Here is a 25783-nt window from a genome sequence, read left to right on the forward strand (position 1 = left end):
ATAAAGGGCTTAAAGCCAATCGCCAGCAGATAGCGCCGTTCGCATGGATAACGGAAGACAGCGGAAAAAGGGGAAATTCACTGTTGCATCAGCAGTGCCGTTGAGCGAAAAGCAGGCGGATTCGCGCTCACCCGAACGGGTGAAACTGCAGAAAACGACCCTTTTACCACGCTAAAAGGCGAGCGAAAGCTAACCCTCCCGGTGACCGCTACCGGGGCCTCAGACCAGCAGGTTACCCGGGCCCGTCAGGACCAGCTTGACCAGGTCCGACTGGCGGTTGGTATTGGTCTTGAGGAACACGCGCTTGAGCTGTGAACGCAAGGTTTCCCTGCTGACGTCCTGGGATACGGCGAGCTCGTTGATGGTCTTGCCAGCGGCGAGACCAGTTGCCAGAACCGCCTCGCAAGGAGTCAGGCGATACAGCTGTTCGAGGATGTAACGGCGGGTGGTATTGCGCCGCTCGACATCGTACAGCAGCAGCATTACGCAACTGGTTCCCGGCAACAGGGTGCGGGCATCCACCGGGCTGGCATAACTGCTCACGCTGATCGACAGCGGTGCCTTGTCGTGTTCGGCACGCGACACCGACACGTAGCCATCGTTCTTCACACCTTTCATGTGCGCCGTGCGGATACAGTGGGCAACCAACTCGGCGAGCCGCTCGTCCGTCTCTGGCGTAGCGAGGCGGAGCCGGCCATCCACATGGTCGATGCCACCGGGTTCGCGAAACAGGCGACGGGCCCAGCTGTTGCTGAAAATCACCGAGCCTTCCCGGTCCAGCAGGACGACACCTGTGGAAAACTGTTCGTAGCGTTCGCGCACCACATCGTGCAGCACCGAGCGTTCCTGTACATGACGGTTGATCTCGAAAGCCTGGCGGACATGGGGTAGCAACAGCTCGAGGCTGGCGATCTCCTCACCGGAAAATCCCGCGGCGCCCTGTTTGCGACAGAAACCGATGTAACCGTAGCCGGATTTTTTCAGCAAAAAGTTGCCGGAAACACCACTGCTGAAATCGAGACCGCGAAGCCGGCCGTTGAGCTGTCGGGCAATCCTGCCACTGCCGGGTACCGCAGAGTGAGTGAGAAGTCGCCCCGGTTCCTGCGCCAACACGCGGTTGATCCACGAGGCGTCACACAGGGCGTCGCAGTAGGGCGAGGCATCACCGTTATCCGGCACCCCCACCCGGTAGTGAATCGCACCGTCATGGCGGTCGCCCAGCGCCACCACCGCGTAGTCGGAATCCACCAGCTTCGCCACCGAAGCCAGGGCCTGCGGCAAGCTGGCCGCGTCAATCGCCGAATCGTATATTTCACCGATAATCCGGCCCATTTCTCTGTTGTTTACACTCGACAAGGCCCTGATCTCTCTGCCTCATGTGACCGTGCGCGACGCGCACACGATCGTGGATTGGATGAACACAGGAGTCAGGGTAGTGTCGGCCGGGGGGCGGGTCATGAACCATTTGGTATACGGGACAAACCAGCCACAGCAGGAGCGCCGCAACCCGGCGGGATACGGACGAAATCAGGCCGACGACGGGGCGCGCTGAATCTGGGCCGAGGCACTGATCACCCCGAGCGCCAGCACCACCATGAAGAGGCCCGCATTGGCGGGAATCTGGAGATTGAAGTCGGTCGCGGAGTGGATCAACAGCGCCCCCGTACCCATCACGCAGGCGAAAGCACAGCCGTGCATCATCGGGTCACGGCGCCGGAACAGGGCCTGCAGGGCGAGGTAGAGGCAGTAGAGTACCGCGCCGGCCAGCAGGCTCAATCCCGCCAGGCCGAATTCGCTGGCGAACTCCACGTAGTCGTTGTGGGTATGGTCGTAGACCTGGGGGACGACACCGGAGGCGTAGCCCGGATAGGTACTGTAGTAAGACCCGGCGCCGGTGCCGGCCAGGGGGAAGTCGGCGACAATCTGCAGCGACTCCTGGACGACTTCGTCACGGTGCTCGGTGGAGGCGGAGGTCTCCTGCAGCCGTTGGACCACTTTTTCGACCCCGAAGAAGTTACCGACAATCAGCAGGTCAATCACCAGCAAACTGGCAAAAAACACCAGGCTGGAACGGGTCAGGCGCTTGCGAGCGACGAGAAACAGCAACCCGGTGATCGCCAGGCTGGCAAAGAAGGCCGTGTTCCCCATGCGCGAACGGGTCAACACCAGCGCGATGACCATCAGCGCCAGCGACAGGCGCAACAAGCCCTTGCGCCCCAGTAACGATTGCAGGAATCGACGCATGCTGGCCCGCCAGTTCGGTGCCCGGTCCCGGGCGAGATCGCTGAGCAGGAGCCCGATCCCCACCGCCAGGCACATTTCGAGGTAGCCTGCGAGGTGATTGCGGTTTACGAAGGTACCCGTCGCCACACCGCGATAGGCCTCCTTTTCCACCAGGAAACCGTACTCGAGGCCAGACAGGGTCATCACGGAACCATAGGCCGCCTGGAACACGCCGCTGACAATCAACACCACCGACAAAGCACGCAGGCGCTCCCGGGTATTCACCAGCACCAGGCAGAGGGCGAACACCAGGATGAGGGTCAGCGTCTCGAGGGCGGCACTGCGAGTGGCAGAAGTGTTCAGGGACAGGCTGGAATGCGAACCGGCCCAGGCATGTATTTCAGCGGCTACCGGCGACAGGGAATCTACCACCGACACCGGCAACGCCACACTCTGGAAGGCCACCCAGGCGAGCACACCGAGCAGTATTGCCAGCGCGGGCCACGCGCCCGCCAGGGCCGGCCCGGGAACCACTCGTCCACGCAGGTACTGGACCAGCCAACCCAGCGCCAACGCCAGGGTGCATAATTCAAACACCGCCAGCGACCACCAGCGGTTACTTCCGAGTGGAAGCGGCAGCCACACCAGCAGCGCGAGAAAGGCGTAAAACAACAGCGCGTCCGAAGACGAAGACACCTGAACCTTCAACGTTTCCTCCAGGTGGACTGACAGCGGGGCACCAGGCCGGGAAGGCTCACGGCAGCAATGTAAGGCGCTACACCCCGAAAAGGGGTGCAGCGGAGTGGATCACTACTGATCAATGGGGGCTGGGACAGACCTTCTTGACGGAGGGCCGGTAGATCGGGTAACCCCAGACGGGGTGATCCTTGACCTTTACCCAGGTCACAACCTTGCGGCAACCCTTGCCGTTGCTGCCAGCCCAGGCACCGCCCCAGGATCCGTGTTCGAATCCCCCGAAGCGGTTACTGGCATGCTCCCACTGTCCGCCACGGAAACTGGCGGTGGGCAAGCTGGCCGGATGCCTCTCCAGGTCAGACAATGCCTGTCCCTGGGGAATCACATCCGCACTGGCCTGCCCGAATGGCAACGTCAGCAGCGCAGCAATGGCGAAATAACGTTTCTTCATCTGATGGCCTCCCTGTTGTAGATGGAAACGGGTGTTGCCCGATAAATACTGGCGTAAGGCCTGGTAGATGACCAACCCGCAGGCGACACATCCGCACCCGTTTGGGTGTTAATCAACCAATCGCAGCGTGGCACTCGCACTTCATAGCCCACATGGACTACAAACAAGCTGCCCCGCAACAACACTAACCTCACCGCACCGGCTCACACCCGTTTGAGTCACCGCGACGAGAGTCATCCGGGATTACCCGGGACATGTCCCACATGGGACACGCGCCGCCCGCCAAAAACGCAACAATGATTTCTTGCTGTCGTCGCACACACGCGCATGAGGTCATCAGCGAAATGGACATCGGGACTTTCAACATAGGCTCAGGCAACATAGGCTCAAGCAACATTGGCTCAAGGGCCAACGCCAGCAATGCTGGCGCCACGGCTAACGCCAGGATTCCGGTCAAGCGGCTGTTTCGCCCACACGACACGCTGGTTATGGGCTTCCAGGTTTACCTCTGCATGCTGGTAGCCGCTGCCAGCCTGCTGGCCCTGGCCTGGTGGCGCAACGGTACGATCACAGCGCCCTACGCCCAGCTGGCAGGCTTTACGGCACTTGCCATGTGGGCGGTCTACAAGCTCATGGGCGTTTTCCGACAGTCCCACGGCCTGATGCACGGGGTACTCCAGCTCAGTAAAGCCTGGGCCATCGTGCTGATGGGCATCCTGACCCTGGGCTTCATGACCAAGTCCACCGATGATTTCTCGCGTCTCGCCATGGGGGGCTGGGCCCTGCTGGCCTACGCCCTGCAGGTCATTGCCTATCTGACCTCGGTGAAGCTGCTGCAGCGCTTCCACCTGCACTATGGCGAACCCATCCGTACCGTGATCGTCGGTTCCCATTGGCTGGCCAGGCACCTGGTCACCAGCTTCGAGGACAATCCCTGGCTGCCGGACCGGATCATCGGCGTCATCGACAACAGCGTGAAAGGCCGCAACGAGTGGGACAACGCCCTCGCGCCCTGGCTGGGATGCACACGGGACCTCGAAACACTGATAGCGCAACACAAGATCCGCCGGGTGTATATCGCCCTGCCCCTCACCTGCTCGGACATGATAGAGAATATCTACAGCAAACTGGCTGACAAAAATGTCGATATCATCTGGGCTCCCGATATCTTTGCCCTCAAGCTGCTGAATCACAGTGTCAGCGAAATGGCCGGCGTACCACTGATCAGTCTTTCGGAAACTCCCATGGCGCGTGAGGGACTGGTGTTGGCCAAATCGCTGCTCGATATTGTTATCGCCAGTATTGCGCTGATCCTGCTCAGCCCACTGATGATCGCCGTCGCACTCGCGGTAAAACTGACATCACCCGGGCCGGTATTCTTCCGTCAGCAACGCCACGGCTGCGACGGTCGCGTTATCAACGTGATCAAGTTCCGCAGTATGTATGTGCACCGGGAGGAGGAAGGCAAGGTCACCCAGGCCCAGCGCAAGGACTCACGGGTCACGCCGGTGGGCCAGTTCATTCGCCGTACTTCCATCGACGAGTTACCGCAGTTGTTCAATGTGCTGGGCGGCACCATGTCGCTGGTCGGGCCCCGCCCGCACGCGCTGCAACACAATGAGCACTACGCCTCACTGATCCAGTCCTACATGGTGCGCCACCGGATCAAGCCGGGTATCACCGGGCTGGCACAGGTCAACGGCTGCCGTGGCGAGACCGAGCAGGTGGAGAAAATGCAGCGGCGGGTGGAGTACGACATCGACTACATCAATCGCTGGTCCCTCTGGCTGGACCTGTGGATCCTGGTCAAGACACCGTTCACCCTGTTTTCCAAAGAAATTTACTGACGGCCGGACAGAGACCGACGATGCCCACCCTCTTCGCCGTCCCGGACCCCGCCGAGCGCAGGCTACTGGCGACCAAGCCCGGCCTGCTGGGCGCCTGCCTGTTCGCCCTGCTGTACCTGAAAATCCTGATCTCGTTCTCGATCCAACTGGGCATCCTGGGGGCGCTGAACTACGCCCTCGACTTCCTGATGTTTCCCCTGCTGGGCCTGGTGTTCCTGCTCTACCACCGGCGCCTGAGCGAGGCTTCGCGCCTGTGTGTGGCGGGGCTGCTGTGCTTCACTGTCTACCTGCTGATCCAGGGTGCCTTTTTCGGCAAACCCGGCGCCACGGTGATTTACTACACCCGCTTCGTGATCCCCCTGCTGCTGTATTTCGCGCTAATGCTGTGCTCGGCTAACCATCTGTCGCGCACCGGCAGGCTCACCGAGGACATGATGCTGATGGTGTTCCTGCTGGGGTTGGCGGGGATTTTCTTCATGCCCGCTAACTACAATCACGAGTTGACCAAGCTCCCCACCTATTTCAGTGGACTGCATAAGGCGGCCTACATCTTTTCGGTGGCACTGGTGGTGGGAACCGTCTGCTATTCGACCCAGGCCCGCGGCCGGCGCCTGCTATTGGGCGCCCTGATGCTGTTTGCCGTATTCATGCTGCTGGCGGGATGGTCCATACGCACACCGTTGATCCTGCTGGCGGTGTATTTTGGCGTACTTTTCATGTCCCGCTTCGGCGCCACGGGAAAGACCGCACTTTACCTGCTGGCACCCGTCGCCGTGATCGCGCTGGCCCTGGCATCCACTGAATTCATCGACTGGAACAAAATCTCCTCCGGTCGCCTGAACATGTGGGGAGTCAAACTGCAGATGCTGGCAGACGCCGATCTGCTCCAGTTTATTTTCGGCCGCGGCTTTGGCAGCGATTACATCGTGGTCGATAACTGGTACGGGGAAAAGGACTCCCACAACAACTACCTGCAAACCATCACCGAACTCGGCCTGGTCGGACTGGCACTGCTGCTGGGAAACATCGCCCTGCTCTATCGGGTCCAGCCAAATCTGCAGGGACGTGCGCTGGTACTCGGCTACGCCGCCACCGGCCTGTTCAGCAACGGGATCATCTACCGCCTGCTACCCGGGTACCTGGTCGCAGTGGCCCTGGCGTATATCGCCTTTGCTGCGCGCCGCCACTATTCGGCTTCGCTGGCGGCACCGTCTCTCACTTCCCATTCACTCACGGCAGGGAGAACCTGACCTTGGCCTATCAGCGCCCGCAACGTTATCTCAACGCCATCAGCCTGTATCGCTGGTACCGCCGGGGCCTGCCCGCCCGTATCGGATTACTCAGAAAACTGGCCGAGTCACTGAACTACTTCCTGTTCAACTGTTCGGTACCCGCGTCCTGCCAGATCGGCGAGCGCACCTACTGTTCGCACCGGGGCATGTCGGTCGTCATTCACAAGGACGCTGTCATCGGCAAAGACTGTGTCATCGGCACCTGCGTCACCCTCGGTGGCCGCGGCAAAGGTGTCGAAGGCGCGCCGGTGATCGGCAACAACGTCTATATTGCCACCGGGGCCAAGATCCTGGGCCCGGTAAGTGTTGGCGACAATGCCGTGATCGGCGCCAACAGCGTGGTACTGACGGATGTCCCCGCCAACCAGACCGTGGTGGGCATCCCGGCACGCGCTCTGACCTCGGCGGCATCCGCTATCCCAGAGGTGGCGGCGTGAGCTATTTTATTATAGGTGGCACGGAAAAGGCCGGAACGACTTCGGTCTTTGAATACTTTGCCCTGCACCCGCAGATACGTCCATCGCTGCGCAAGGAGACCGACTATTTTCGCCAGCCTCACTGCAGCGAGGACGGGTACCGCGCACTGTTTTCCCAGAACGACAGTGGGCAGGTTCTCATGGAAGCTTCCCCGGGCTACCTCGGCCTGGCCCGGGATGTCGCACCGCGGATCAGTGCCACCCTCCCCGACTGTCGGCTGCTGTTCATCCTGCGCGACCCGGTCGAGCGTTTCCAGTCCAGTTACCGCTTCCACCGCAGCAAGTTTTTCATCCCGGACTGGCTCGGAATAGACGATTACGTACAGCTCTGCCTGGCCTATGACGAGGGTCGTATCGAGCTGAAAGACACTCCGTTCGACAACCCCTGGTTCATGGATGTACTGCCCGCCGGGCGCTACGCCAGTCATCTGCAACATTACCTCGAGCACTTTGACAGCCGGGTATTGCTGCTCGATTTCAACCAGCTCAACCGGGAGCCCGCCGCCGTCATGCAGCGCCTTTGCGCCGCACTGGAGATCGACGGCGACTTTTTCCGGGACTTCGACTTCTTCCGCGCCAACACCACCTTCCAGGGCCGCAATCGCTGGCTCCACCGCCAGGGGATGAAAGTGAACCACGCCCTGGAACCTGTGCTGCGCCGCCACCCTAGAGCCAAACGCCGTATTGTCAGCCTGTACCGCAAACTGAACGGCGGAGGTACTCCCGAGCAGGCCACCCTGTCCCCCACTTCCGCGAGGCAACTCAGGGACTACTACGCCGACGACGTGGCGCAGGTCACGGCCCTGTTGGGATCTGACGCAACATCACCCTTACAGTGGAGACACTTTCATGCCGCATAGCATTATCACCGTGAGCACCCAGGCACCCGGAGGTATCCGCTCTGTCGTAGAGAACTACCAGCAAAGTGACGTGTTCGAGGGCTACGAGGCGCACTGGCTCGCCGCCCACCGCGAAGGCAGCGTCATCTACCGCTGCGGGTTGTTTCTCTCTTGCCTGGTGCAACTGCTGTGGTTGCGCCTGCGCGGGCACCGGCTGTACCACCTCCACATGGCGATGAAGGGCAGCTTCTATCGCAAGTCGATCATCCTGTTCCTGCTCAAGCTGAGCCGCGCCCGGGTCATCCTGCACCTGCACGGCTCCGAGTTCGACCAGTACCACGAAACCGCCTCGACGTTGGTGAAATGGCTGATGCGGCGCACCCTGCTGGCGGCCGACGTGGTCGTGGTGTTGTCCCGTCGCTGGCAGGACACGGTCGCAGAGATCGATAGCACCATTCGCTCCCAGTTGATTTACAACTACGTGGAGCCCGTTCCCGAAATTGCACTGTCCGGGTCGCTGCTGCAGCACCGGAATACGCCCGGGACGGTGCGCTACGTCTACATGGGGGAAGTTGGCCAGCGCAAGGGTATCTACGACCTGCTGCCGGCCTTTGCCGAGTTGTGTCGGGTCCAGGACAATGTTGAGCTGATTGTGTGCGGCAGCGGCGAGATCGAGGCCGCCAGCGCGCTGGCACGTAAATGCGGCGTGGCCGACAAGGTCACGTTTGTCGGCTGGATTTCCGGCGACGACAAGTACGCGATGCTGGGCAGCGCCGACGTGCTGGTGCTGCCCTCCTACCACGAGGGCCTGCCCATGGCGATCCTGGAGGCGATGAGCCTCGGCAAATGCGTGGTGTCCTCCACTGTCGGCGGCATCCCGGAGATTATCGCCTCGGGAGAGAACGGCCTGCTGCATCGCCCCGGCGATGTCGCCACCCTGGTAGAGTTGCTCGGCAGGGCGGCGGATGCGGAGATCCGCGGTGAGCTCGGCCGTCAGGGGCGGAGCAGTTACTACGAGCGGTTTACCCCGAATTCCATCGTGCCCCAGATCAGGAAGCTCTATCATGAGCTCGCCTGAGCAAGCCCCGCGCAAGTTACTGGCCGTGTGCTCCGGTGGTGGTCACCTGATTGAGTTGCTGCGCCTGGCGCCGGCCTTCGAAGGCCATCAGCTGGTGCTGGCTTCCACCGCCTCCCAGGCCCCGCCGGGGATAGAGGCCATGCGCTACTACTGCCTCACCGACAGCAACGCCAGCCAGAAGCTGCGGCTGTTACAGACGGCCTGCCAGACCGCCCGCATCGTGTTTCGGGAACGTCCCCGCGCGGTGATTTCAACCGGCGCAGCACCGGGCCTGTTGGCGCTGGCCTGGGCTCGCCTGTTGGGCTGCCGGTTGATCTGGATCGACAGTATCGCCAACCCGGAGAAAATGTCCCTGTCCGGACGCATCGCCCGGCGCCTCACCCCGCACTGCTACACCCAGTGGCAGCACCTGGGCCAGGCCCGGGGCGTCAAGTATCTCGGCAGCATCATGCCCCTGGCGCCAGGGGCAACAGCATGATTTTCCTGACGGTGGGCACCCAGTTACCCTTCGACCGCCTGGTGGAGCTGGTAGACCGTTGGTGCGCCTCCCGCCCGGAACTGGACATCTTCGGCCAGGTCGGCGCTGGCAGCTACCGGCCCAGGCACTTCAGCCACACCCCGTTCCTGAGCGCCGCCGAAGCCCGCCAGTACTGCGAGCAAGCCGAGCTGATCATTGGCCATGTGGGAATCGGATCCATCTTTACCGCACTGGAACTCGGCAAACCCATTCTGATGATGCCGCGCCTTGCACGTCACGGCGAACACCGTGACGACCACCAGGAACAGACATTGCGCTACTTCGCCTCAATACCGGGGTGCTACCCCTTCGCCACAGTGCAGGAACTGGAGGCCGCCGTGGAATACGTTCGCAGCACCGAATCCACCCAGACCGCTCTCCCGCCCTTTGCCCCGGAAAGTACCCTGAATGCCGTAAAGAGGTTGCTTGCCTGACATGACCGCATCAAACATTGAAGTACCGCCGCCGATCACTTTCATCACCGGTTACCCGCGTTCCGGAACCACCTTGCTGGCAAACCAGCTCAACCGGCTGCACAGCGTTGTCGTCGGTCCGGAGAGCCAGTATTTCCGCTCAGCCTACAAGCGCCTGAAAAAAGCCCGCTCGGGACGCCAGTTCCTGGCCGTCCTGCTCGAGGACTCACGTCTGCGTGACTTTGGGCTGAGCGACGAGGAGATGCTCGAAGCAGTACGCAGCAGCGGCTTTGATCGCGATCGCTTCCTGCACGGCTTCCTTGCCATGCACGCTGCATCGGCGGGCCTGGCGTCACCGGCCCGCCTGCTGGAGAAGTCCCCGGGGCACATCCTCTATACGCGCCAGATCCTGGCCTGCTATCCGGAAGCCTCGTTCATCTACCTGGTAAAGGACCCCCGGGACGTAGTGAACTCGAACCTCAAGGTGGACTGGATTCACTCCAACGTCGCCAAACACTGCGCCGCCTGGAATATGTACAACGACGCCTTCATCCGACTCCACCGGCAATTCCCCGGCCGGGTTCACCTGCTGCGCTTCGAGGATCTGGTAACCGAGCAGCACCTGCAACTGCGCAAGTTGTGCCAGTTTCTCGACATCCCCTATCGCCTGGACGAGGACAAGCAAAGCACTGCTGTACCCGACTGGGAGGCGGAGTGGAAAGCGGAAGCCGCGGGAGACATCGACCCCGGCAAGGCCTACCTCTGGCAGCGGGAGGAGGACACACGGCAGCACAAACTGGTCAGCGCCATGACCCGGCACTATCGCGACCTGTTCGGTTATGACCGCGTGCCCGAGGGCGTCTCGCCCCGCTTTCTGCCGCGCGCCTGGGCCTATAACAGCCCCGCCTACAAGTCCCTGCTGCGTTTTCGCCGCGTCTACCTGTAGTTGCCCGTGATCAGTCTCTGGCAACGTATCGGCAATCGGGACCTTCTCTCCAGGAGCGCCCTGGCGATGGCGCTGAAGGTGCTGTCCTCGGTGTGCATGCTGGGCTTTAACCTGCTGGTAGTGCACCACTACCAGCCGGGTATCGCCGGCGAGTTCTTTCTCTGCGTCACCCTCGTTCTCATCACCAGCCAGGTGGCACGCTTCGGCATGGATAACGTACTGGTGCGGCGTGTCTCGGTGCTGGTGAGCCAGCAGGACCACGCCAGCCTCTCACGCCTGTGCAGCAGTGCACTGCTGGCCACCCTGTTGGCAGGCCTGGGACTGGCGGCCTTACTGCACTGGAGCGCCGGGCCGCTGTCGGCCACGCTGTTTTCCAACCCGGGCATGGCGCCAATGGTAGCCATTATGGCACTGGCCACGCCCTTCTATGCCTTGTGCCTGCTGACCAGCTACATCAACCAGGGACTGGGTCGGGTACCGCTGCACATCATCAGCCTCAATCTCGGCCAGGTGTCCATCGCCTCGTTGCTGCTGGTAGTCGCGGTCCAGGCCGCGGGCATGGCCCCATCGGCCACCCTGTTGGGGACCTGCTACGTGGGCGGTTGCGCCCTGATGATGCTGTACACCCTGGTAGCCACCGGTCGCCGGGTCGCCCTGCGCCCGGCCAGCGCCCGCGCGAATGAAGCGCTGCCGCTGATCAGGGAATCGGCACCGCTGTATATGGTGGCGCTGACCCAGCTGGTGATGGTGTGGAGCAGCCAGCTGCTACTCGGGGTCTGGGCAGAACCGGCCGACGTAGCGGTCTACACCATCGCCCAACGGGTCGCCATGGTCACCAGTTTTGTGCTGGTGGCGGTCAACAGTGTCGTGGCGCCACGCTTCGCCGTGCTCTATCACGATGGCAAGCTGGCGGAGCTGGAAGCCCTGTCACGCCTGTCGGTAAGAATGATGCTGGCCATGGCGACACCGCTGCTGCTGCTCATGCTGCTGTTTCCCCAGTGGATACTCGCCATCTTTGGCACCACCTACAGTGCCGGGGCTGCGGTGCTGATAGTGTTGGCACTCGGCCAGTTCGTCAACGTGGTGACCGGCCCCGTAGGTTACCTGCTACAGATGTCCGGCCACTACCGGGAAGTGCGCAACAACACCCTGATCGCCGCTGTGACGGCCCTGGCGCTCAATGCCCTGCTGACACCCCGCCACGGCGCCATGGGGGCCGCCATTGCAGCGGCTGTCGCGCTGTCGGTGGTCAATCTGCTGGGGCTCTGGCAGGTGCGGAAAAACCTCGGCTTCCGCCTGGCGCCCGGGATGGCCTGAGGCCGGGAAGTCGGTTAACGTTGGCGAAAAATGTCAGATTCGAAGTCAGCGCCCCACCGTATTCAGGTCATCGCTACCGTCCGGCGTGAATGTGCGCTGCGTGGCTAACACGCAGTACTGTGCAATCTGCAGGTAATCCCCGCTCGCCTGGCGGCTGGCTTCACAGACCGGGTCCCAGGCCTGGTAAGACGCCACCATGCTGGATGCGATCTCCGGATTGCGGCCGAGTGCACGATCGATATTGGCCAGGGCCAGCGTCCGGGACTCCGCTTGCAGATCTCCCCAGTGCTCCAGCGCAAGGTCCGCCGCGAACAGCTGCACATCCTCCAGCCAGGGCCCGAATCGCGTCACATTGTCCAGCGCCCGGTAGAATTCCGGCTGGTAGGTGCGTTGCAACACGTACTCCGTGCGTGCGATATCCCACCAGTGGTACGGCCAGGTAGGGCGCAGGCTGGCGGCCTGCTCGAAGGAGGCAAGAGCCTGCTCGGCGCCGCGACGTATATCGTCCAGGGGCAGGCTTCGGTCCTCGAAACGGAACTGGTAGAGGCGGCCGCGATTGGCGTGCAACTCCGGATTGCCCGGCGCCAGTGCGAGTGCTTTTTCCAGAGCCGCGCGGGCTGTATCCCAGTCGCGTGGATCAGGTGAAAAAGGAACCTCTTCCGGAGACACAGATAATTCCGCGCCATCCTCCGCGGAATGACCTGCAGCCATACTTGCCCGGGCGGCTTCGGCCATGGCGACAGCCTGGGCCGCCACCCGATCCTCCTGCCACTGTTCCATCAACTGCAGGGCCGGTACAGCGTAAATCGCGGCGGCCGCCTCCCGCACGACCAGCGCCCCGGCCCAGGTCAGCCCGAGGATCGCGCCGACCGCTGCGCCGCGTCCCGCCGCTGTTTTCAATGTCGTCATACCTTGGGGCCGTCTGTCGTTTACTTGTTAATAGGTGATCGGTCCCGGTTCGCCGGGGCCTCCAGCGAGCCAGGAGACAGTTCCAGCGGGCCAGAAATCGGTTCCTGCGGGCCGGTCCGGGCCGTGGCGCGGCGCAACTCCCGCTGTACCCAGCGTGTCACCTGCCCATCGAGCAACCTGACCAGTTCCCGGTGGTACTGCCGCGCCAGTTCTTCACCCGACCGGGAATCCGAATTCGCAGCCGCTCCACCCAGCTGGCGCTGCAGGCGTTCATCGATCAGGTTCACCAGCAGCGTTTCCAGTGACGCGGGTCTATTGGCCGGGGTTGCCGGCGCTGAAGGGACGGGCTTGCGGAACTGGCTGGCGACAATCCGCAGCGGCAGGGAGTGGGCCATGACACCCGCCGCCTCATCGCCGACCACCTGGGCCGCCGCGGCCATCCCCTCGCGCATCAGCGGCGGCCGCGCCGACACATTGTGCGCGTCGCTGGCCAGCAGCTTGTCGGCATCCGTTTCCAGCAGGCTTAGCGCCGTGCGCTGGGCGCGCTCGCCGAAGCGGCCACACACCGATGCCGCGGTGAGCTGGAGGATACAGCCCATATCGATAAAGGGTGCGAGTTTTCCGGGGTCGCGCATCACGTCCTTGTTGCGCTCGGGGTGAGCGATAACAGGCCGCACCCTCATCTTCAGCAGCCTCGCTACCAGTTTGTCGGCACCCAGCGGAATGTGGCCATGGGGAAATTCCAGCAGCATGATCCTGTAACCACCCATTTCACCGAGAAAGGGCACACGGCCCTGCTCGATCATCCCGGGGATTTCCGGCGACAGACGAACTTCCGCAGCAAACCCGACTTTCAGGGGAATATCGGCTTCGGCCAGCGCAGCGCGAAACCGCTGGGTATGGCGGGCGATCTCGTCGGCGAAGTTTTCCCAGCGGCCCGGATGCAGGTGCGGCGTCATGATCGCGCAGCGCACACCGTTATCTACCGATGCGCGTGCCAGCGCCAGCGCTTCATCGAGGTTGGCAGCGCCGTCGTCGATGCCGGGCAGGAAGTGGCAGTGCAGATCAATCATGCGGGCTGGGAGTCGTAGGATTCATAGTATCCCCCGTAGCCATAATCCCCGTATTTTTCTGCCTTCTTGACGTCCAGGCGGTTCAACACCACACCGGTGATCGGCGCGCGGGTCTGGGTGAGATGTCCGAGACCGATCGTCACCTTGTGAGCGGAGGTGGCATCGGCCTTGACCACGTAAACAACGGAGTCCACATGGGTGGCAATAACCCGGGCATCGCTCACCGGCAGCACCGGCGGGCAATCGATGATAACCCGGTCGTAGCGTTCACCGAGAGCGGACAACAGTTCCCGCAGGCGCCTGGAGGACAACAGCTCCAGGGGGTTGGGCGGCACCACACCGGCACCGATCACGTCCACGTTCTGGCCCGCCATACTGACGATAGCCTCTTCCAGGCGGGCCTTGCCCGCCACCAGTTCGGCCAGGCCTGCCCGTGCCCGCGGCAATGCCAGTTCCCTGGCCACGCTCGGGCGCCGCATATCGGCATCCACCAGCAGTACCCGCTCCATCTTCGAGAAGGCCAGTGCCAGGTTGATGGAGGTCGTCGTCTTGCCCTCATTGGCCACCGAAGAGGTCACCATGATGGTCCGATAGGGCTCATCCAGGCTGGACAGGGCTATACCAGTACGAACCGTGCGCACCGCCTCCGCGTAGCCGTTCTGGTCGCCATCGACAAACAGCGGCACTCCCTCCCGGCCTTCCGGTATATCCACCAGGGGCAGCATACCCAGCAGGGACTGATCGAGTTTTTCCTCGACGTCCTCGGCACTCTTGATGGTGTTGTCCAGAGCATCCAGCAGGAAGGCCGCCACTACACCCAGGGCAAGGCTCAGGAAGAACGCCAGTGCCACGAACAGGCGCTTGTTTGGCTTGACCGGGTCCGCCGGGATTATGGCATCGCTGATGATGCGGGCATTGACCGGCTGCATGTCATCGGTCTGCGACGTCTCCTTCACCCGGTTGTAAAACATGTCATACAGCTGGCGGTTACTCTCCACTTCCTGCTGCAGGGCGCGCAGTTCGGAGCCCTTGCGGCCGACCACGTGATAGCGCCCCTTGGCCTGGTCGAGGGCCTCGGTGATCGCCGCTTCTTCCTGCTGGGCTTCTTCGTAACGCGTGCGAATGCTGTCCGCGACGCTGCCAATATGCCGGGCCAGGCTTTCGTTGGCCGCCGCCAGCTCGGACTCTGCCGCAATCATCTTGGGGTGACGGGGCCCGTAGCGCTTGGCCAACTCGGCCACCTGTATCTCGGCCTCGGCGGTGGCCTGGCGGAAAGTCTGCACCAGGGAGTCGTTGAGCACCCCCGGCAGGGAACTCAGTTCACTCACCGATACTGCGGCATCGCGCAGTTGCTGCACCTGCATGTAAGCGGTCTTGGACTGGGAGACCTGGCGCCGCACTTCAATCAGCCGGCTGGTCAGCTCGTCGATTTCCTTGGCGGGCAAGGATTGCAGGCCGTCCACATCCACCAGCTGCTCCTGTTCCCGGAACGCCTGCAGGCGCTCCTCCGACAACTGGAGATTGTCGCGCAATTCGTCCAGCCGGCGACGCATCCAGGACTCCGCGCGCTCGGTCACTTCCATCCGCGCATCGAGCATACTGTCGATATAGGCCTCCGCGTGAGCGTTGGCGACGCCTTCGGCCAGCGCGGGATCGGTGGACTCGAAACGCACATGCACCAGCTGCGTATCCTTCACCGGATCGATAATGAGGTTTTTCAGATAGGGTGTGGTGAGTTCATAAACCGGGTCCACTTCCACCGCGGCCGTGGAAGATCCGCCGAGAAACGGCAGCCAGCGACCGAGCCCGCCGGGCTCCTCACCCTCCACCGCCTGCGGTGCAAAGACCGGGTTCTCCGTCAGGGAGAGACGGCGAATGACCCGCTCCGCCAACGGCCGCGACTTGAGAATTTCAAACTGGGTTTCGTAGTACTGCCTGGCACCCGTGTCGAAGCCGTAAACCTCCTCGATGGACACCAGGTTGGTGCTTTTGGACTCGATCAACAGGGTGGCCGAAGCCTGGTACACGGGGGTGATCGCCAGGGTCACCAGCAGGGTGATCAGGCTGACGATACCCGCCAGGCCCAGAATCGCCCACTTCTTGCGATCGACCACGTCGATGTAGTGACGGAAGTCGAAGTCGTCTTCACGGCTCCACCCGCCACGAACTGGCAGCGCGGCTATTTCTCGCAGGTCATTCATGTCGATCCAATCCGGTCTGTCAGTGTCAGAAGAAGCTGCGCTTCACGGTGATAATGTCGCCCGGCATTACGGTATCGCCGAGGCCAACGGTGAGTTCGTCCTCCGGGTCGGCGGCGCGCTGCAGGGCGAAGCCCTTGCGTTGTGCGCGCTCGGTGAAACCGCCGGCCAGCGCCACGGCTTTCTGCACCGTGAGACCCGGTTGGTAGGGGAACCCCCCCGGCTGTTTGACCTCGCCATTGATGAAGATCGGGCGATACTCCTCGATCGACACGGTGACGTCCGGGCTGACCAGGTAATCTCCCCGCAGTCCCGTGGTGATCCGGTCCTCCAGTTCCTTGACCGTCAGCCCCTCCACCAGGATTTCGCCCAGCAGCGGATAATTGACGATCCCCGAATCGTTGAGGCTGAAATTCATGCTGAGATCCGGTTCGTCGAAAACCTGGATCAGGATGTGGTCGCCCGCCCCCAGGCGGTAGACGCCCGGCGAGGTGGCGGCCTGAACGGACAGTCCGGGCGCCAACAGCAGCAGGGTGGTCAACAGGCTGAGCAGGCGGAAATAGAAACGGTTCATGGTGGCTCTCTTGCAGGTCGGAGCTTCGGCTAAAACTGTCGGAGCTTCAGCGAAAACTGTCGGAGCTTCAGCTAAAACAGTCATAGCGTCAGCGTGGCGCCGATACGGATCATGTTCTTGTCGTACATCAGCCAGTCGACGTTGCTGTCGCTGTCGGAATAGTCGGCACCCAGTTCCAACGCCAGCCAGCGCCGCCACTGGTACATCAGCGACACGCTGTAATCGACCGTGTCCTGGTCGCGCTCAATGCCGTGATAGGTCTCATCGCGGTAGGAAACGCTGAGCCGGGATTGCAGCAAATCGGTCCAGCCGTGGCTCCAGCCGAGGGAGTAGGTCATGGTGTCAATGAAGTCCCCCTCGCCGAAGGTCTCCTCCTCCGATCGGGCGGCACTGAGTTCAAACTCTGAATAACTGCGGGGGGACCAGTTGATGTCGGCTTCCCAGTCGAGTCCTGAGAAATCCTCCCGCCGACTGTCGCGGAAGTTCTTGTCCACCTGACCCAGTTTTACCGTGCCTGTAGTGAGACCGCTCATTTCCCAGGTCGCGCCGACCAGGTAGCGGATCTCGCGGCTGTCCAGGGTCGCGGTTTCGGGAAAGGTGTGGTCGTAGCGGATGTCGTTGCCCCGAACTTCCATGAGCAGCGAGGTGGCGGGCAGGACCTGGTGATAGAACGTAACGCCCGCCTGGGCGTTGTCATGATCACGGTACCGCGTTCGGTTGCGGTGATTGCGGTAGGTTGTATTGCGGGTAGCGGCGGAGAATTTCAGCCGGTTGCCGGAGTTCTGGGCACCAAAATAATAGTCGCCACCGAGCGCGGCCACCTTGAACAGGTCGGGTTCGGTGACCGGGTCACCGTCGGGATCAAAGCCCGGTATCTCTCCGGTATCCGGATCAAAGCCCTGGGTAGTGCCTTCGCCACGCCCCTGGTGCTTGAGGGCAAACTCCCCGTTGAGGATCAGCTTGTGGCGATGGGCCAGGTCGAGATTGGCCCCGGCGCCAAACAGGTGGTCCTCGTAGTTGTCGTCTTTGCTTTCCTGGATGCGGCCGTAGTCACCTTCGTAACGCAGGCTGTAGGCCTTGCCAGCCTGGACGTATTCACCCTGCACCGAAGGCGCTATCCGCAGGATACGGGTGTCGACCGGATTGTCGGGGGTGAAAAAGAAGTTGTCGTCGTAGACCAGTTCGGTGCGCAGGCTAGGCTCGACGCTGAGGGCGCCGTGGTACCACTTGCCATTACCCGCCTGGTTCTGGGCCACACTTCCCGATTGCCAGGAGCATGCACCCAGCGCCAGGACCAGGGCCAGTCGCTTGCCACCCCTTGTGCGGGCCGGTTCGCGGCCAATGGTCACGAGCGAATGATGAATGCGCGGTGCGCGGTCCTGTAACAATGGGCTCCCTCCTGATCTGCACCTGAAAGCCGGTGCAAATCACAGGGACAGGGCACCAGCCAACAGGTACCGAGTCTATCCCAGGGGAAAGCGTAATCCGTGTCCCAAATGGGCTACCCTTCGCCGTCTGAAGTCAGCAGGTTATCCACCCGGGTGAGCGCCTCCAGCAAACCCTCCACGCCGTGGCCGGTGTGGCGGAAATACTCCTCGGCCATCGGTGTAATCGCACAGCGCTCGGGCAGGGGCTGCTCCGCCTCGAGCATCTGGTAGAGCGTTGGCAGAAACACAAATTGCAGCCACTGCGGCAGGGTCAGGGTGTCCACACAGAAGGGTTCGGTGCTGGCCAGCGCCTCGGTAGAGGGGGGAATCTTGTCCCACAGGCCGAGCTGCCGCAGCTGGGCCTCGATATCGATCAGTACTTCGGCAATGTCGGTACGCATGGCATCTATCTACTGCAACTGGCGCTGGAAGGGTGGCAGTGAGTCGAGAATAGCGCGGCCGTAGCGCTTGGTGAGCAGGCGCCGGTCGGCGAGGGTCACGCGACCGCTGTCCTCTTCCGTTCGCAGCAATCTGCCACTGGCCTGTACCAGCTTCAGGGCCGCGTCCGGCACGCTGATTTCCATGAAAGCGTTGCCCCCCTTCGCCTCCACCCACTCCGACAGGGCTGCCTCGATCGGGCTGTCGGGCACGGCGAAGGGAATCTTGGCGATCACCACGTGGTTGCAGTACTTGCCGGGCAGGTCCACGCCCTCGGCAAAGCTGGCGAGGCCGAAGATGACGCTGCCATCCCCGGCGTCGACCCGTTCCCGGTGCTGGCGCAGGATCTCCTGCTTGCTGGCGTCGCCCTGCATGAGGATGCGGTCGCGCCACTCGCCGGCAATGCCCTGGTACACGTCGAGCATCTGACGGCGGGACGAGAACAGCACCAGGCTCGCCTCGGCCGGGTCCAGCCATTCGGGCAGGCCGCTGACCAGCGCCGCGGTGTGGGCTTCGGCATCCCCCGGCTCACAGTTCATCGGCGGCACCCGGAACAGCGCCCGGCTGTAGTCAAAGGGGCTGGCCACGACCTTGAAGCGGGCCTCCCGGGAGACCCCGGAGTGCAGGATAAAACGCTCAAAGGAGTTGAGGGCGGTAATCGTCGCCGAGGTGATCACAACCCCCGCCGCCCGCGGCCACAGGTACTCTTCCAGCAGGTCGGCGGCCAGGATCGGGCTGCAGCGCAGTTCGAAGCCGTGAACACCCCCGGACTCCAGCAGGGTAATCCAGCGCGCCATGGGCGGTTGCTCGTTCTCGCCACTCACCGCATAGGCCTGCCACAGGGCCAGGTTGGCCTCGGCCCGGCCCAGCATACCGCCGATATTCAGGTGCCAGGTCTCCAGTTCGTCCTTGGCGACCTCGCTGAATTCGTCCTCGAGGGAATCCTCCAGCACCGACTCGATCCGCGATAGGGTGTTGGCCAGCGCCTGGAAACGCGCCGCCAGGGTACCGGCGATGGGCTGCAGGGTATCGGGCACGCGGCCGTGCTCGAAGCGCAGGCGGGTTTCATCGCGACCCGGCTCCACCGCGTCGAACAGCGAGGCCACCACCTGTTCGGCGACCTTCATTGACTCGGCGGTTTCCTCCAGTTGCTCCGGCAGCTTGCCGAGGTGGTGCTGCAAGCCAGACAGCGCTCCCATGACCGCGGCGCCCTGGGCGAGGCTCTTGCCGCTATCGCCCAGCCACGCCAGGGTGGTGTGCAAGCGGCAGAAACTGGCGAAATGGGACAGGGCCTTGTCCGGCAGGTGGTGGCCCTCGTCGAAAATGTAGATGCAGTCCTCGGGTTCCGGCAGGATGGCACCGCCGCCCAGCGCGAGGTCCGCCAGCACCAGGTCGTGGTTGGCGACAATCACGTCGGCGTGGGTCAGTTCCTCCCGCGCCCGGTAAAAGCTGCACTGGCTGATATTGGGGCAGCGGCGGCCGCTGCACTGGCTGTGGTCGGTGGTGGCGCCGAACCAGATCTGCTCGGGGATGGCCGCGGGCCAGTTGTCGCGATCGCCGTCCCACTCGCCGCGGCCGAGGGCATCGATCATGGCGGTGTAGACCGGCAGGGCCTCCGCCTCCAGGGGGACTTCGAACTCGTCCGGGTACAGGGGCAACACGCCGCTTTCGCCCTGGCCCTGGGCCAGCATCCGGTCGAGCTTGGACAGGCAGACGTAGCGGCGCCGCCCCTTGGCCAGGGCGTAGCTGAACTCAAGCCCGCTGTGGCGGCCGATGTCCGGCAGATCCTTGCCGACAAACTGTTCCTGCAACGCCACCGTGGCGGTGGCGACCACCAGGCGCTTGCCCAGGGCCTGGGCCATGGGAATGGCGGTTACCGCGTAGGCAATGGTCTTGCCGGTACCGGTACCGGCCTCGATGACACACACGGCGGGTTCGCCCGAGGGCGCCTCACCGGGGCCCGGTATCCGGCCCAGGGTGTTGGCGATTTCGGCGATCATCTGGCGCTGGCCCCAGCGCGGCTTGAGGGACTTCTTCTCGATCACCGAGGCGTAGGCCTCGCGGATGCGATCCTTGAGGGCGTCGGTCAGCAAGGCGGGGCGGCTTGCCCTAGCCGGGCCAGCTTGCTCACCACGGCGTTGGCGTAAATACCGAGGGCGTAGGCACGGTGGGGCTCCGGCATGGCATCGATACGGGCGCGGAAGGCGCTCTCGCTGCAGTCGCCCTCCTCCCGGTACAGGCTGTCCGGCAGTGGCGCGTCCTCGCCGTGCAGCATGCGGTAAGCGTGGATATTGGTAGGGTGCAGGCAGTACTCGGCGACGATCTGCTCGTCGACAGCGCGGGCGACTTCGTCGGCGTCGGCGTAATCACCCGCCAGCGGCGTGCCGAAGGATACGTGCACCCGCCCCTTCTGTCCGGCGATGCCGCGACCGATCGACGCCACGTCTTCCTGCTCCGCCTTCTGGTAGCTGCCGGTGCTCTCGCGCTGGTACAGCTCGTTGGCCTTGAGGGCGTCGCAGGGGTCCAGCTCGTAGGAAATGGCCACCGGCACGATAGCGAGGTCGCGAATGTGCTCGGCAAAACTGGACTGTTGCTTGTCCCGGCTCATGGCCAGCATTTTGATCACTGCCGGTTCGGTGCGATCGATGCCATTCTTGGCGCGCCCCTCGCGCTGGGCGATCCACACCGGAGCCTGCTCTTCCAACAGACTGTGGCGAATATAGGCCGACAGGTTCTTCGATGCCGCCAGTAACTCCCGGGGGCCACTCACCGAGCGCTTGACGATAAAGCTCTTGTTCAGGCGCATCAGGTCGGATACCCAGGGCTTGGTCAACAGGTTGTCACCGATGGCGATACGGATGGTCTGGTGACCACCGCGGTGCAGGGCGTAGTTGGTAAAGGCCGGGTCCATCGCGATATCGCGGTGGTTACTCATGAAGAGGTAGGCACGCTCGGGGTCGAGCTCATCCAGGCCCGACACGGAAAAGCCACCGGTGGTATCGGCGATCATCTTGTCCATGTAGGTCTTGATGACCATTTGCATACCGTGGACATCGATGACACCACGCAACTGCCGGCCGAGGTAGCTCCGCACCAGCGGCCGGCACAAGCCCGGCGCCATCCTCGCCAGCCAACCACCGCGCAGGCGGCCCAGGGCATCAAGCAATTCCCGATCGTCCAGCAGGCGGGCCAGAACCGCGGGCACTTCGTCGTCACGGTAGGGGCGGATGTCGGCAAACGGGTCGTTCAAGCGGGGCTTCTCGCGGTGCAAAGCGCGCACCATACCCAAATTCCGGGAGCGAGTCATCAGCACAGGTGACCACCCCCGGGGCATCTGCTAATCTTCCGGGCGCCTGACAACAAGAATTCCGGAGGATATATGGACGCAGGTTCAGCCGCTTTGATGACGTACGGGGTCGCCGCGCTGCTGGTCAGCTGGGTGCTGCTGTTGATCGTAGCGTGGAAAGAAGACTACGCCTGGGGCCTGTGCGCCACCCTGCTGCCGCCGCTGGCCTATCTCTACGGGATTTTCCGCCTCGACAAGGCCGGCCAGGCGCTGCTGGTGGCGGTCATCGGCTGGATTCTGATATTCCTCGCCTGAATCCGTGCCGATCCGGGTGGCGTGCCAGGCCTGACCTGGCCGGGCCTAACCTGGCCGGGCCGCCATGGATAAATTGTAATGTAGGGTGCCTACCGGCACCCACCCCGGTAACTCCTTAAATATCAACCAGTTAGTTGTCACCGGCCCATCCAACATTAAGTTTTTGTTACCTATCTCCCCAAAAGTTACAAATCCGTAACGATATTACCCTGCCTCATCGCCTAAACTGCTCTCACTGAATTCTGGCGCACCTGCGCCTGCTTCCGGGAAACCGGCCCACCGGCCCCGGTCCATAGTGAACACCAACCGTGAGGACAGACCATGAACCTGATCAAAGTGACCGCCGCAGCCGCGCTGCTGACCGTCTCTGCCGGCAGCTTTGCCGCCAAACCCACCAGCATCGTTTTCCAGGCCAACGGCGAAACCGCCGACGGCACCCCCTATGCTGAGTACATGGTCAAGTGCTCCAACGGCAAAGAAATGCCGCTGACCGCCTGGGACAAGCGCCGCAAGTGGTGCGTCGGTGAAGCCAGCACTGAAGAGTGTGAAAAGAAGCAGATCAAGGCCGCCAAAGCCGCCTGCAAGGCTTCCTGATTACAGCTCACTGAGCAGTATTCTGCCGGCGCCCCGCTTCCCGCGGCGCCGGCAACCCCCTCTTCAAGATTCGTTCGCCAACAGACCTCGCTACGCTTCCAGATAGCGCCTGCGCAGCTCTGAACGCTCCCTTTCGCCGATTCCCATTACCGCTTCCAGGTAATCATTCACGTCCGGGTAATCCTCCCTGATCGTGCCCAGCGCCGCGCCGAGATAGGCCTCGTCCACCTGCAGCATGGGCAGGATGGCCGCACTGTCGGAACTGGTCAGGCCGTACTTCTGCCGCGCCCGCTCCACTTCCTGTTCTGCGTTGTAGAAACGGCTGCTGAGCAGGTAGTCGCGCATGATCTGCTGCTCGTCGACCCCCAGGGCCAGCAGCATCAGGGCCACTGCAAATCCGGTGCGATCCTTGCCCGCCGCGCAGTGCACCAGGTAGCGCGCATCGTCCCGGGCCAGAATGCTCTCGAACATGCGCCGGTACACAGCAGCCTCTTCCCTGGCGAGCTCCCGGTTGACCGTCACCATGAAGTCAAACATGACCTCAGGGCCCGGTATCGGGCCGTCCACGTCCTGCAGGAACCCCGAGTTGTTGCCCGGCTGGATCGGCAGGCTGTGCACCTGGGGGGGGCTTTCCGCCGGCAGGCGCGAGGGCTCTGTATGTTGCTCGCTCAGCTGGCGGAAATCGAATACCAGGTCCAGCTCGAGACTGCCGAGCAATTCGAGGTCGGCCTCGCTGAGGCGCGCCAGGTGGCCAGAGCGGAACAGGTAACCCCATTTGACCCGCCGGTCATCGGCGCCGCGATAACCACCGAAGTCACGAAAGTTGGGGCTGCCCTGCAAACCCAGGCGCCGCTCCGGTGCGAGTACCTCGTTGCCAAATTCATCGCGCAGGCGGAAGAAATGCCGGCGGGCGGGGGGCAGGCCACTGATCCGCGCTACACGGACGGGGTCTTCACCGTAGTGAGCGACGAGGGGTTCTTTTACCGCCAGGGCTTCTATGGACACCCGGGTCCCGGGTTGGCTGGCCTCCCACTCGATGTGGTAGTCGCCGTCAGGGGCGCGCCAGATATGAACAGCATCAGTTAACAGCATGGGTGTTTCCGTAATCGATGGGGGGTACCAGCCTGGGCCAGTACTATGACAGCATTGTGTGACCACGGTACTCAAAGACCGCCTGCAGCAGGGTCTTGACCAGCTTCAGCTGTTGCTCGAGAGCACTCTCACTGAAAGGGTCCTGGCCCAGCAGGTCGCGGTACATGGGCGCCATGGTGATGTAGGACATTACCAGATTATTGAAGGCCATGACGGCCCAGGGCTGAAGACCGGCATCGCCGAGTACCGGGCCCGGCTCGTCCTCGAAAGGCCGGCTGCTGTCGAACATGGGCCGGAACAGCTGTTCTATCAGTTCGCCGGTGGCCGGCCCACCCGAAAGGGCCGCGTGTTGCAGCAGCCTGGCCAGGTTCGGGTTGGCGTGATGTTGGCGCACGATGGTCTCCAGCCACTCCAGCACCCGGTCCTGGGTGATAGGCCCTGCCCGCAGTTCGGTGATCGGGCCGGAAAAGGCCATCACCAGCCGCTCCATGACCGCCCGGTACAGGGCCTCCTTGTTGCGAAAGTGGTTGTACAGGCTGGGAGAGCGGATACCAACCCTGTCCGCCACATCGCCGAGGGAGGTGGCGCTGTAGCCGCGTTCGGCAAACAGGTCTTCCGCGGCGTCGAGGATTCGCTCCGCCGTGGAACCCGGGGGCACGGAATCAGGGAGGGCGTAGTCGGGCATGGGGTGTTTCCGGTAAACAGGGGACTAATAGGCATTAGTATACCCTGCGAAACCATCGCCGGCACCGCCCGCACACTTTGACACTGCCGTCAGGGCCACTATGCTGTGGCTGGTTCAAAACGGACGGCCCCGGGCCGTGGCACTGACAACAGGGGGCACAGTGAATTCTCCGGAACCGGAACTGCAGCCGAAAGGGCACATGAACAAGCCGGGCAAACGCGGCCTGACCCGCCTGCTGGCGGCAACCCGTCACTCCCGGGACGGCCTGGTGTCCGCCTGGCGCTCTGAGGAGGCCTTCCGCACCGAGGCGGTGCTGGCCCTCGCCTTCCTGCCCCTGGCCTTTGCGGTGGGCGACGGCCTCGCCCACCAGCTGGTGCTGGTGGTGTGTTGTGCCCTGGTGATCCTGGCGGAAATACTCAACACCGCCATCGAGTCGGTGGTGGACCGGATTGGCCCGGAGCACGACCCGCTGTCGGGCCAGGCCAAGGACCTGGGATCAGCCGCCGTGCTGGTCTCCCTGCTACTGTTTGCCCTGGCCTGGGGCCTGTCCCTGTGGCAGTGGTGGCAGGGCTGAGAGCGACCCGCCGGCCGCGCCCGGCAAGCTGCTCCTTGCAGGCCACCCAACTACTGTTGACAAGGGGGCACTGAATGTGAATAATCGCGCCTCTTTGAAATTTGCCCCTTTGACAAACGAAATTTAGAGGAAGATACCGTGGCCAACTCACCACAAGCCAGAAAACGTGCCCGTCAGGCCGAGAAACGTCGCAGCCACAACGCCAGCCTGCGCTCCCTGGTACGCACCCAGATCAAGAAAGTCGTGGCTGCCATCGGCACTGGCGACGCTGCCAAGGCCAAGGAAGCCTACGCTTCTGCCGTGCCCGTAATCGACCGCATGGCCGACAAAGGCATCATCCACAAGAACAAGGCTGCTCGTCACAAGAGCCGCCTGAATGCCAAGGTGAAAGCCCTGGCCGCGTAAGCTCACACGCTTTCCACGAAAAAGCCGGCTTGAAGCCGGCTCAGACTGCTGACAAACCCCGGTTATTTAGCCGGGGTTTGTTGTTTTCGGAATACCACCGTCTTTGCTCGACGTCTCC

Annotated in this window: 26 protein-coding genes; 13 read left to right on the forward strand and 13 right to left on the reverse strand. The window is 62.7% G+C overall.

From position 1 onward, the window contains the following. Positions 1 to 219: 219 nt before the first annotated feature. The 3 genes from FV139_RS19375 to FV139_RS19385 all read right to left on the reverse strand — a co-directional run bounded on the left by FV139_RS19375 (position 220) and on the right by FV139_RS19385 (position 3370). Positions 220 to 1332: a helix-turn-helix transcriptional regulator gene (locus FV139_RS19375; RefSeq protein WP_187276649.1), complete on the reverse strand. Its 1113-nt coding sequence runs from the start codon at positions 1330 to 1332 to the stop codon at positions 220 to 222. Positions 1333 to 1527: 195 nt separating this feature from the next. Further along, the gene (locus FV139_RS19380; protein ID WP_187276650.1) at positions 1528 to 2931 is read right to left on the reverse strand and encodes an O-antigen ligase family protein; all 1404 of its coding nucleotides are present in this window, start codon (positions 2929 to 2931) and stop codon (positions 1528 to 1530) included. Positions 2932 to 3040: 109 nt separating this feature from the next. Further along, complete coding sequence (locus FV139_RS19385) at positions 3041 to 3370, reverse strand: hypothetical protein (RefSeq protein WP_148070142.1); 330 nt, start codon at positions 3368 to 3370, stop codon at positions 3041 to 3043. 344 nt (positions 3371 to 3714) lie between these two features. Here FV139_RS19385 and FV139_RS19390 point away from each other — a divergent pair, with 344 nt between their 5' ends. From FV139_RS19390 to FV139_RS19430, 9 genes are read left to right on the forward strand one after another with little or no spacing between them, the layout of a single operon-like run. Continuing rightward, the gene (locus tag FV139_RS19390; protein ID WP_187276651.1) at positions 3715 to 5217 is read left to right on the forward strand and encodes an undecaprenyl-phosphate glucose phosphotransferase; all 1503 of its coding nucleotides are present in this window, start codon (positions 3715 to 3717) and stop codon (positions 5215 to 5217) included. A gap of 20 nt (positions 5218 to 5237) precedes the next feature. Next, on the forward strand, positions 5238 to 6467 hold the full coding sequence (locus FV139_RS19395) for a hypothetical protein (RefSeq protein WP_148070144.1): 1230 nt from the start codon (positions 5238 to 5240) through the stop codon (positions 6465 to 6467). Positions 6468 to 6469: 2 nt separating this feature from the next. Further along, complete coding sequence (locus FV139_RS19400; protein ID WP_148070145.1) at positions 6470 to 6946, forward strand: serine O-acetyltransferase; 477 nt, start codon at positions 6470 to 6472, stop codon at positions 6944 to 6946. Then, positions 6943 to 7845, forward strand: a complete 903-nt coding sequence (locus FV139_RS19405; protein WP_187276652.1) for a sulfotransferase family protein — start codon at positions 6943 to 6945, stop codon at positions 7843 to 7845. Before FV139_RS19400 ends, FV139_RS19405 begins: the two co-directional genes overlap by 4 nt. Next, positions 7835 to 8902: a glycosyltransferase family 4 protein gene (locus tag FV139_RS19410; RefSeq protein WP_148070146.1), complete on the forward strand. Its 1068-nt coding sequence runs from the start codon at positions 7835 to 7837 to the stop codon at positions 8900 to 8902. The genes FV139_RS19405 and FV139_RS19410 overlap by 11 nt, the downstream gene beginning before the upstream one ends. Then, positions 8889 to 9380 carry a glycosyltransferase family protein gene (locus tag FV139_RS19415; protein WP_187276653.1) on the forward strand — a complete coding sequence of 164 codons (492 nt, stop codon included), beginning with the start codon at positions 8889 to 8891 and terminating at the stop codon, positions 9378 to 9380. The genes FV139_RS19410 and FV139_RS19415 overlap by 14 nt, the downstream gene beginning before the upstream one ends. Continuing rightward, positions 9377 to 9853, forward strand: coding sequence for a glycosyltransferase (locus FV139_RS19420; protein WP_148070148.1), 477 nt, complete (start codon positions 9377 to 9379; stop codon positions 9851 to 9853). Before FV139_RS19415 ends, FV139_RS19420 begins: the two co-directional genes overlap by 4 nt. A gap of 1 nt (position 9854) precedes the next feature. Further along, positions 9855 to 10778 carry a sulfotransferase family protein gene (locus FV139_RS19425; RefSeq protein WP_148070149.1) on the forward strand — a complete coding sequence of 308 codons (924 nt, stop codon included), beginning with the start codon at positions 9855 to 9857 and terminating at the stop codon, positions 10776 to 10778. A gap of 6 nt (positions 10779 to 10784) precedes the next feature. Beyond that, complete coding sequence (locus FV139_RS19430; protein ID WP_148070150.1) at positions 10785 to 12095, forward strand: MATE family efflux transporter; 1311 nt, start codon at positions 10785 to 10787, stop codon at positions 12093 to 12095. A gap of 45 nt (positions 12096 to 12140) precedes the next feature. Here the strand turns inward: FV139_RS19430 and FV139_RS19435 are convergent, their stop codons facing one another. The 8 genes from FV139_RS19435 to FV139_RS19470 all read right to left on the reverse strand — a co-directional run bounded on the left by FV139_RS19435 (position 12141) and on the right by FV139_RS19470 (position 21964). Next, entirely contained in the window at positions 12141 to 13004 is an 864-nt protein-coding gene (locus FV139_RS19435) for a hypothetical protein (protein ID WP_148070151.1), read from the reverse strand. A 20-nt stretch (positions 13005 to 13024) separates the two neighbouring features. Continuing rightward, positions 13025 to 14077, reverse strand: coding sequence for a tyrosine-protein phosphatase (locus FV139_RS21100; RefSeq protein WP_187276654.1), 1053 nt, complete (start codon positions 14075 to 14077; stop codon positions 13025 to 13027). Beyond that, complete coding sequence (locus FV139_RS19445) at positions 14074 to 16278, reverse strand: GumC family protein (RefSeq protein WP_148070152.1); 2205 nt, start codon at positions 16276 to 16278, stop codon at positions 14074 to 14076. The genes FV139_RS21100 and FV139_RS19445 overlap by 4 nt, the downstream gene beginning before the upstream one ends. Positions 16279 to 16303: 25 nt before the next feature. Further along, the gene (locus tag FV139_RS19450) at positions 16304 to 16849 is read right to left on the reverse strand and encodes a polysaccharide biosynthesis/export family protein (RefSeq protein WP_148070153.1); all 546 of its coding nucleotides are present in this window, start codon (positions 16847 to 16849) and stop codon (positions 16304 to 16306) included. An 80-nt stretch (positions 16850 to 16929) separates the two neighbouring features. Next, positions 16930 to 18237 (reverse strand): outer membrane beta-barrel protein, encoded by a 1308-nt coding sequence (locus FV139_RS19455; RefSeq protein WP_148070154.1) that lies wholly within the window; start codon positions 18235 to 18237, stop codon positions 16930 to 16932. A gap of 113 nt (positions 18238 to 18350) precedes the next feature. Continuing rightward, positions 18351 to 18677: a YqcC family protein gene (locus tag FV139_RS19460; RefSeq protein ID WP_148070155.1), complete on the reverse strand. Its 327-nt coding sequence runs from the start codon at positions 18675 to 18677 to the stop codon at positions 18351 to 18353. 9 nt (positions 18678 to 18686) lie between these two features. Beyond that, complete coding sequence (gene dinG, locus FV139_RS19465) at positions 18687 to 20807, reverse strand: ATP-dependent DNA helicase DinG (protein ID WP_148070156.1); 2121 nt, start codon at positions 20805 to 20807, stop codon at positions 18687 to 18689. Beyond that, positions 20801 to 21964, reverse strand: coding sequence for a 1-acyl-sn-glycerol-3-phosphate acyltransferase (locus FV139_RS19470; protein ID WP_148070157.1), 1164 nt, complete (start codon positions 21962 to 21964; stop codon positions 20801 to 20803). Before FV139_RS19470 ends, dinG begins: the two co-directional genes overlap by 7 nt. 129 nt (positions 21965 to 22093) lie before the next feature. On the opposite strand from FV139_RS19470, the gene FV139_RS19475 reads away from it, so the two are divergent. Together FV139_RS19475 and FV139_RS19480 are read left to right on the forward strand one after the other, a co-directional pair. Continuing rightward, positions 22094 to 22315: a hypothetical protein gene (locus tag FV139_RS19475; RefSeq protein ID WP_148070158.1), complete on the forward strand. Its 222-nt coding sequence runs from the start codon at positions 22094 to 22096 to the stop codon at positions 22313 to 22315. Between the two features lie 321 nt (positions 22316 to 22636). Further along, complete coding sequence (locus FV139_RS19480) at positions 22637 to 22909, forward strand: hypothetical protein (RefSeq protein WP_148070159.1); 273 nt, start codon at positions 22637 to 22639, stop codon at positions 22907 to 22909. Between the two features lie 90 nt (positions 22910 to 22999). Here FV139_RS19480 and FV139_RS19485 read toward each other — a convergent pair whose 3' ends face one another. Together FV139_RS19485 and FV139_RS19490 are read right to left on the reverse strand one after the other, a co-directional pair. After that, entirely contained in the window at positions 23000 to 24001 is a 1002-nt protein-coding gene (locus tag FV139_RS19485) for a tyrosine-protein phosphatase (protein ID WP_148070160.1), read from the reverse strand. Positions 24002 to 24044: 43 nt separating this feature from the next. Next, entirely contained in the window at positions 24045 to 24686 is a 642-nt protein-coding gene (locus FV139_RS19490; RefSeq protein ID WP_148070161.1) for a TetR/AcrR family transcriptional regulator, read from the reverse strand. A 160-nt stretch (positions 24687 to 24846) separates the two neighbouring features. On the opposite strand from FV139_RS19490, the gene FV139_RS19495 reads away from it, so the two are divergent. Together FV139_RS19495 and rpsT are read left to right on the forward strand one after the other, a co-directional pair. Continuing rightward, the gene (locus tag FV139_RS19495) at positions 24847 to 25260 is read left to right on the forward strand and encodes a diacylglycerol kinase (protein ID WP_235898731.1); all 414 of its coding nucleotides are present in this window, start codon (positions 24847 to 24849) and stop codon (positions 25258 to 25260) included. A gap of 138 nt (positions 25261 to 25398) precedes the next feature. Next, positions 25399 to 25665 (forward strand): 30S ribosomal protein S20, encoded by a 267-nt coding sequence (rpsT, locus tag FV139_RS19500; RefSeq protein WP_148070162.1) that lies wholly within the window; start codon positions 25399 to 25401, stop codon positions 25663 to 25665. The last annotated feature ends 118 nt before the right edge of the window (positions 25666 to 25783 follow it).

Source organism: Parahaliea maris, assembly GCF_008064665.1.
Classification (GTDB): Bacteria; Pseudomonadota; Gammaproteobacteria; order Pseudomonadales; family Halieaceae; genus Parahaliea; species Parahaliea maris.

What these genes read in the sequence shown, in the direction of transcription:
- FV139_RS19375 (WP_187276649.1), bottom strand. Translation starts at nt 1,332, where the DNA reads ATGGGCCGGATTATCGGTGAAATATACGATTCGGCGATTGACGCGGCC.
- FV139_RS19385 (WP_148070142.1), bottom strand. Translation starts at nt 3,370, where the DNA reads ATGAAGAAACGTTATTTCGCCATTGCTGCGCTGCTGACGTTGCCATTC.
- FV139_RS19390 (WP_187276651.1), top strand. Translation starts at nt 3,715, where the DNA reads ATGGACATCGGGACTTTCAACATAGGCTCAGGCAACATAGGCTCAAGC.
- FV139_RS19395 (WP_148070144.1), top strand. Translation starts at nt 5,238, where the DNA reads ATGCCCACCCTCTTCGCCGTCCCGGACCCCGCCGAGCGCAGGCTACTG.
- FV139_RS19410 (WP_148070146.1), top strand. Translation starts at nt 7,835, where the DNA reads ATGCCGCATAGCATTATCACCGTGAGCACCCAGGCACCCGGAGGTATC.
- FV139_RS19415 (WP_187276653.1), top strand. Translation starts at nt 8,889, where the DNA reads ATGAGCTCGCCTGAGCAAGCCCCGCGCAAGTTACTGGCCGTGTGCTCC.
- FV139_RS19420 (WP_148070148.1), top strand. Translation starts at nt 9,377, where the DNA reads ATGATTTTCCTGACGGTGGGCACCCAGTTACCCTTCGACCGCCTGGTG.
- FV139_RS19425 (WP_148070149.1), top strand. Translation starts at nt 9,855, where the DNA reads ATGACCGCATCAAACATTGAAGTACCGCCGCCGATCACTTTCATCACC.
- FV139_RS19435 (WP_148070151.1), bottom strand. Translation starts at nt 13,004, where the DNA reads ATGACGACATTGAAAACAGCGGCGGGACGCGGCGCAGCGGTCGGCGCG.
- FV139_RS21100 (WP_187276654.1), bottom strand. Translation starts at nt 14,077, where the DNA reads ATGATTGATCTGCACTGCCACTTCCTGCCCGGCATCGACGACGGCGCT.
- FV139_RS19445 (WP_148070152.1), bottom strand. Translation starts at nt 16,278, where the DNA reads ATGAATGACCTGCGAGAAATAGCCGCGCTGCCAGTTCGTGGCGGGTGG.
- FV139_RS19450 (WP_148070153.1), bottom strand. Translation starts at nt 16,849, where the DNA reads ATGAACCGTTTCTATTTCCGCCTGCTCAGCCTGTTGACCACCCTGCTG.
- FV139_RS19460 (WP_148070155.1), bottom strand. Translation starts at nt 18,677, where the DNA reads ATGCGTACCGACATTGCCGAAGTACTGATCGATATCGAGGCCCAGCTG.
- FV139_RS19475 (WP_148070158.1), top strand. Translation starts at nt 22,094, where the DNA reads ATGGACGCAGGTTCAGCCGCTTTGATGACGTACGGGGTCGCCGCGCTG.
- FV139_RS19480 (WP_148070159.1), top strand. Translation starts at nt 22,637, where the DNA reads ATGAACCTGATCAAAGTGACCGCCGCAGCCGCGCTGCTGACCGTCTCT.
- FV139_RS19485 (WP_148070160.1), bottom strand. Translation starts at nt 24,001, where the DNA reads ATGCTGTTAACTGATGCTGTTCATATCTGGCGCGCCCCTGACGGCGAC.
- FV139_RS19490 (WP_148070161.1), bottom strand. Translation starts at nt 24,686, where the DNA reads ATGCCCGACTACGCCCTCCCTGATTCCGTGCCCCCGGGTTCCACGGCG.